General features: G+C 72.8%; 5 protein-coding genes. 2 read left to right on the top strand and 3 right to left on the bottom strand.

Annotated features, from left to right (window positions below):
- Positions 1–150: 150 nt before the first annotated feature.
- The 3 genes from ACFXA3_RS32050 to ACFXA3_RS32040 form a co-directional block, all read right to left on the bottom strand.
- The gene (locus ACFXA3_RS32050; RefSeq protein WP_385192514.1) at positions 151–1803 is read right to left on the bottom strand and encodes a phospho-sugar mutase; all 1653 of its coding nucleotides are present in this window, start codon (positions 1801–1803) and stop codon (positions 151–153) included.
- A 46-nt stretch (positions 1804–1849) separates the two neighbouring features.
- The gene (locus ACFXA3_RS32045) at positions 1850–2656 is read right to left on the bottom strand and encodes a purine-nucleoside phosphorylase (RefSeq protein WP_053786321.1); all 807 of its coding nucleotides are present in this window, start codon (positions 2654–2656) and stop codon (positions 1850–1852) included.
- A gap of 151 nt (positions 2657–2807) precedes the next feature.
- Positions 2808–3245: a gamma-glutamylcyclotransferase gene (locus ACFXA3_RS32040; protein ID WP_053786320.1), complete on the bottom strand. Its 438-nt coding sequence runs from the start codon at positions 3243–3245 to the stop codon at positions 2808–2810.
- A 187-nt stretch (positions 3246–3432) separates the two neighbouring features.
- On the opposite strand from ACFXA3_RS32040, the gene ACFXA3_RS32035 reads away from it, so the two are divergent.
- Together ACFXA3_RS32035 and ACFXA3_RS32030 are read left to right on the top strand one after the other, a co-directional pair.
- Positions 3433–4872: an NAD(P)H-quinone dehydrogenase gene (locus ACFXA3_RS32035; protein ID WP_385192511.1), complete on the top strand. Its 1440-nt coding sequence runs from the start codon at positions 3433–3435 to the stop codon at positions 4870–4872.
- 211 nt (positions 4873–5083) lie between these two features.
- A complete protein-coding gene (locus ACFXA3_RS32030; protein ID WP_385192516.1) occupies positions 5084–5995 on the top strand; it encodes a DeoR/GlpR family DNA-binding transcription regulator in 912 nt (303 codons plus the stop codon).
- Positions 5996–6217: the final 222 nt, after the last annotated feature.

Here is a 6217-nt window from a genome sequence, read left to right as displayed (position 1 = left end):
CACCCTCCCCGGGCCCTGGACGAACGAGCTGCTGCGCCGCCGGCGGGGCCGCAGACCCCCCACCCCCCGCGCGCTCACCCCCCGCCACTGGGGCGGGGCCGCCCCGCCCCCGGGGGGGGCGCCCCCCCGGCCCGGGGGGCGCGGGGTGGATCAGATGCCGGCGGCCGCCGACAGGTCCTTCTTGATCGCGTCCAGGATCTCCTGGCCGCGGGCCCGGGCCGGGACGAGGTCCGGGGCGTCCGCCACCGGGACCACGACCTCCAGGTAGCACTTCAGCTTCGGCTCCGTCCCCGACGGCCGCACGATCACCCGGGCCTTGTACTCGCCCTCCAGGTGGTACCGCAGGCCGTCCGTGGGCGGCAGCGTCGCCGTGCCCTGCGTCAGGTCCTCGGCCGAGGAGATCCGCAGGCCCGCCAGCGACACCGGCGGGTCGGCGCGCAGCGCGGCCATCGCGTCGGCGATGACCGACAGGTCCGACACGCGCACCGACAGCTGGTCGGTGTGGTGCAGGCCGTGCTCCATCGCCAGGTCGTCCAGCAGGTCGGTCAGCGTGCGCCCCTGCTCCTTGAGCTCCGAGGCCAGCTCCGCCACCAGCAGGGCGGCCGTGATGCCGTCCTTGTCGCGGACGCCCTCGGGGTCCACGCAGTAGCCGAGCGCCTCCTCGTAGCCGTAGCGCAGGCCCTCGACGCGGGCGATCCACTTGAAGCCGGTGAGGGTCTCCTCGTAGCCGACGCCCGCCGCCTCCGCGATCCGGCCCAGGAGGGACGAGGACACGATGGACTCGGCGAAGACGCCGGTCGCGCCCTTGTGGACCAGGTGGGCCGCCAGCAGTGCGCCGACCTCGTCGCCGCGGAGCATGCGCCAGCCGTCTGCGGTGGGGACGGCGACCGCGCAGCGGTCCGCGTCCGGGTCGTTCGCGATCACGATGTCCGGGCTGACCTCCGCCGCCTTCGCGAAGGACAGGTCCATCGCGCCCGGCTCCTCCGGGTTGGGGAAGGCCACCGTCGGGAACGCCGGGTCCGGCTCCGCCTGCTCGGCGACGAGCACCGGCGCCGGGAAGCCGTGCCGGGCGAAGGCCGCCAGCACGACGTCCTTGCCGACGCCGTGCATGGCCGTGTAGACGGTCCGCACGCCCCGGGGCGAGCCGGGGGTCAGCACGGCGTCCGTACGGGCCAGGTAGGCCTCCAGGACCTCGTCGCCGAGGTCCTCCCAGCCGGATTCGGGGCGGGGGACCGAGGCGAGGGCGTCCACGCGGTCGATCTCGGCCGCGATCTCGGCGTCCGCGGGGGACACGATCTGCGAGCCGTCGCCGAGGTAGACCTTGTAGCCGTTGTCCCGGGGCGGGTTGTGGCTCGCGGTCACCTCGACGCCGGCGACGGCACCCAGGTGCCGTATGGCGTACGCGAGGACGGGCGTCGGCAGCGGGCGGGGCAGGACGGCCGCGCGCAGGCCCGCGCCCGTCATCACGGCGGCGGTGTCACGGGCGAAGTCCGCGGACTTGTACCGGGCGTCGTAGCCGATGACGACCAGTCCGCCGGCGTGGCCCTGGGCCTTCAGGTAGGCCGCGAGGCCCGCCGCCGCCCGGATGACCACCGAGCGGTTCATCCGCATCGGACCCGCGCCGATCTCGCCGCGCAGCCCGGCCGTGCCGAACTGGAGGGTGCCGGAGAACCGGTCCGCCAGTTCCGCGGTGTTCCCGGCGTCGATGAGCTCCGCGAGCTCGGCCGCCGTCTGCGGGTCCGGGTCCTCGGCCAGCCAGGCCCGGGCCCGGGTGATCAGGTCGTCCTGTCCCTGTTGCTGCACTACTTCCGCCTTGTCTCTCGTGGCTCTCGTACCGCCGCCCGGTGCCTCAGATGCGGGCGAGGACCTGGGTCAGCAGCTTGCCCATGCGCGCGGCCGAGTCACGGCCGGCCTGGAGCACCTCTTCGTGGTTCAGCGGCTCGCCGGACAGGCCCGCCGCCAGGTTGGTGACCAGGGAGATGCCGAGCACCTCGGCGCCGGCCTCGCGGGCGGCGATGGCCTCCAGCACGGTGGACATGCCGACCAGGTCGGCGCCCATGACGCGGATCATGTTGATCTCGGCCGGGGTCTCGTAGTGCGGGCCGGGGAACTGGACGTAGACGCCCTCTTCGAGGGTCTCGTCGATCTCCTTGCACATCGCGCGCAGGCGCGGCGAGTAGAGGTCGGTCAGGTCCACGAAGTTCGCGCCGACGATCGGCGAGGCGGCCGTCAGGTTGAGGTGGTCGCTGATCAGGACGGGCTGGCCGGGCTTCATGCCCTCGCGCAGGCCGCCGCAGCCGTTGGTCAGGACGACGGTCTTGCAGCCGGCCGCGACGGCGGTGCGCACGCCGTGGGCGACGGCGGCGACGCCGCGGCCCTCGTAGTAGTGGGTCCGGCCGAGGAAGAGCAGCGCACGCTTGTCGCCGATCTTGTACGAGCGGATCTTGCCGCCGTGTCCCTCGACCGCGGGCGGCGGGAAGCCGGGCAGCTCGGTGACGGGGAACTCGGCCTCGGGTGCGCCCAGCGCCTCTGCGGCGGGGGCCCAGCCGGAGCCCATGACGAGGGCGACATCGTGGGTTTCGGCGCCGGTCAGCTCACGCAGGCGGGCGGCTGCGGCGGTGGCGTCGGCGAAGGGGTCGGTAACAGATGCGTTCACGCAGACGAGCGTAGCCGCTGATTGCCTACGCGCGTAGATGGCGCAGCTCACGGTGTTCGGATCGTTGCCTTGTCGTTTCCGCCGAATGGTCCCCGACGTCTCGAACGCCGGACCCGCCCCGGCACCCGCCGGACCCGCCCCGGCACCCGCTCTAGCAGGGGCGCTTGCGCAGTTCCATGACGTAGTCGTGCGGCGCGCCCGCCGATTCGGCCGCGTCGGCGATCTCACCGAGGTAGCGCGCCGAGGGCAGCCCGCCCTCGTAGCCGTTCAGCACGTAGCACCACGCCGCCTCCTCGCCGTCCAGCGTGTGGACGCGGATCCGCATCCGGCGGTAGATGTCGAGCCCGACGCCCTCCCACCGGTCCATGGAGTCCTCGTCCAGCGGCGCGATGTCGTACAGGGCGACGAACACCTGGTGGCGGGGGGCCTCGACGATCGTGGCGAGGGCGCCCTCCCACCCCATCTGCTCACCGCCGAAGGTCAGCCGCCAGTCGTTGATCCAGCCCGTGCCGCGCAGCGGCGAATGCGGAGCGCGGCGCGTCATCAGCCGCGGGTCGAGGTTGCCGGCGTACGCGGCGTAGAGCGACATGAGGTCGAGGGTACGGGAGGGGCGGGGCGGGCCGTGTGCCCGGCCGTACCGCACGGATGGCCGGACCGGGGGAGAAGCACCTTGAAGCGTGCGGGACAATGGGGCACGGAATGCATCCCCCGGGGAGAACCCCCGGAAGCCCCGGCCGGGGCGGCAGCCGGCCGGGTAGACGTGAGGCGGAGTTTTCGTGACCCGGATCGTGATCATCGGCGGCGGACCCGGCGGGTATGAGGCGGCCCTCGTGGGGGCCCAGCTCGGCGCGGAGGTGACCGTCGTCGACTGCGACGGTCTGGGCGGGGCGTCGGTGCTGACCGACTGCGTGCCCTCCAAGACCCTCATCGCGACCGCCGAGGTCATGACGACCTTCGACTCGTCGTACGAGGAGCTGGGCATCGTCGTCGCCGACGACACCCCGCCCCTGGAGCAGGCCGCGCGTGTCGTCGGCGTGGACCTCGGCAAGGTGAACCGGCGCGTCAAGCGCCTCGCGCTGGCCCAGTCGCACGACATCACCGCCTCCGTCACCCGGGCCGGCGCCCGCGTCGTACGGGGCCGCGGCAAGCTCGGCGGCCCGCAGGGCATCGACGGCACGCGCGACGTCATCGTCACCGCGGCCGACGGCACCGAGACGATCCTGACGGCCGACGCCGTGCTGATCGCGACCGGCGGCCACCCCCGCGAGATCCCCGACGCGATGCCCGACGGCGAGCGCATCCTGAACTGGACCCAGGTCTACGACCTGGACGAGCTCCCCGAGGAGCTCATCGTGGTCGGCTCGGGCGTCACCGGCGCCGAGTTCGCCGGCGCGTACCAGGCCCTCGGCTCCCGGGTGACCCTGGTCTCCTCCCGCGACCGCGTGCTGCCGGGCGAGGACCCGGACGCGGCCGCCGTCCTGGAGGACGTCTTCCGCCGCCGCGGCATGAACGTCATCGGCCGCTCCCGCGCCGAGTCCGCCAAGCGCGTCGGCGACCGCGTCGAGGTCACCCTCTCCGACGGCCGGGTCATCAGCGGCACGCACTGCCTGATGGCGGTCGGCGCGATCCCGAACACCGGGAACATGAACCTGGAGGAGTCCGGGGTCCGGCTCAAGGACTCCGGGCACATCTGGACCGACAAGGTCTCCCGCACGTCCGCGCCGGGCGTGTACGCGGCCGGCGACGTGACCGGCATCTTCGCGCTGGCCTCCGTCGCCGCCATGCAGGGCCGCATCGCGATGTACCACTTCCTCGGCGACGCGGTGGCCCCGCTGAACCTCAAGACGGTCTCGTCGAACGTGTTCACCGACCCGGAGATCGCCACTGTCGGTTACACGCAGGCCGATGTGGACGCCGGCAAGATCGACGCCCGTGTCGTGAAGCTGCCGCTGCTGCGCAACCCGCGCGCCAAGATGCAGGGCATCCGGGACGGTTTCGTGAAGCTGTTCTGCCGTCCCGGCACCGGGATCGTCGTGGGCGGCGTCGTCGTGTCGCCGCGCGCCAGCGAGCTGATCCACCCCATCTCGATCGCCGTCGACAACAACCTGACCGTCGAGCAGATCGCAAACGCGTTCACGGTGTACCCCTCGCTGTCGGGTTCGATCGCCGAGGTGGCGCGCCAGCTGCACACGCGGAAGGCCGCCGGCGAGGCGTAGCGGAGGCAACCGCCCCACGTCACAAGGGGACTTGGGGCGGCCCGCCGGAACGTGGAGTGACGTTCACTCAGTCGCCCCGCCGCGTATACCACTTGTCGCCCAGTCTTATGGACAACTTCGGTATTCCGGCGCAAGGAGCTGAAACAAGACGGTCGTTGGGGTTACTGTCAGTTTCGTGTTCGCTGCAGAACGTCGCCAATTGATTCTCGAAATGGTGCGGGCCAACGGAGCGGTATCGCTCCGGGAGCTCGCCCGCGTCGTCCAGACCTCCGAAGTGACCGTACGGCGGGACGTGCGGGCGCTGGAGGCAGAAGGACTCCTCGACCGCCGACACGGCGGTGCGGTTTTGCCGGGCGGTTTCACGCGGGAGTCCGGGTTTCCGCAAAAGTCACATCTCGCGACGGCGGAAAAGACCGCCATTGCCGACGTTGCGGCCGGCCTCGTGGAAGAGGGCGAGGCCGTCGTCGTCGGCGCGGGCACCACGACCCAGGAGCTGGCCCGCCGGCTCGCCCGGGTGCCCGGACTGACCGTCGTCACCAACTCGCTGCTCGTCGCGCAGGCCCTGGCCCACGCGAACCGGGTGGAGGTGGTCATGACCGGCGGGACCCTGCGGGGGTCCAACTACGCGCTGGTCGGCAGCGGTGCCGAGCAGTCCCTCCAGGGGCTGCGGGTCTCGCGGGCCTTCCTCTCCGGGAGCGGTCTGACCGCCGAGCGCGGACTGTCCACGTCCAACATGCTCAGCGCGAGCGTGGACCGGGCGCTGGTGCAGGCCGCGGCGGAGGTGGTGGTGCTGGCCGACCACACGAAGCTCGGCACCGACACCATGTTCCAGACGGTGCCGACGGACGTGATGACGCGGCTGGTCACCGACGAGCCGCCGCCGCACGACGACCGGGCGGCGACGGAACTCCAGGCGCTCGCCGACCAGGGAGTGCAGATCACCGTGGCCGGGGCCGTGGCCTCCGGCGGCGACGGAATGGTCGGGCGCCGCCCGCGCCGGGATTCCCCCCTCCCGGTCCAGCGCCGCGGCGGGCCGACGGCCGCGCTGCGGAGCGCACCCCCTGCCCTGCTGGACCAGCAGACGAGCGAGCGCGGCCGGGTGGCCGACATGAGGCGCCGCTAGCCACGCCCCCCCGGGGGCTGGGTCCCCCCCGGCGGGGGCCGGGGGAGGGCGTGGGGGAGCGTGCGGGGGCCGGTCCCCGGACGTGGCGGCGCGCATGCCGGCGCCCCGCAGCCGTGAGGCCCGGCACCCACCCACCCGTTGGGGGGGGGGCGCGCGGAGGTGGTCGGCGGGGAAGAGTCAGGAAAAAAAAAAAAGAGAGCCAGCCCCAGAAAAAAGTTCTAT

It is taken from the genome of Streptomyces sp. NPDC059456 (assembly GCF_042750055.1).
Classification (GTDB): Bacteria; Actinomycetota; Actinomycetes; order Streptomycetales; family Streptomycetaceae; genus Streptomyces.
Note: the sequence above shows the minus strand (reverse complement) of the source record. Positions and strands in the feature narration are given on the sequence as shown.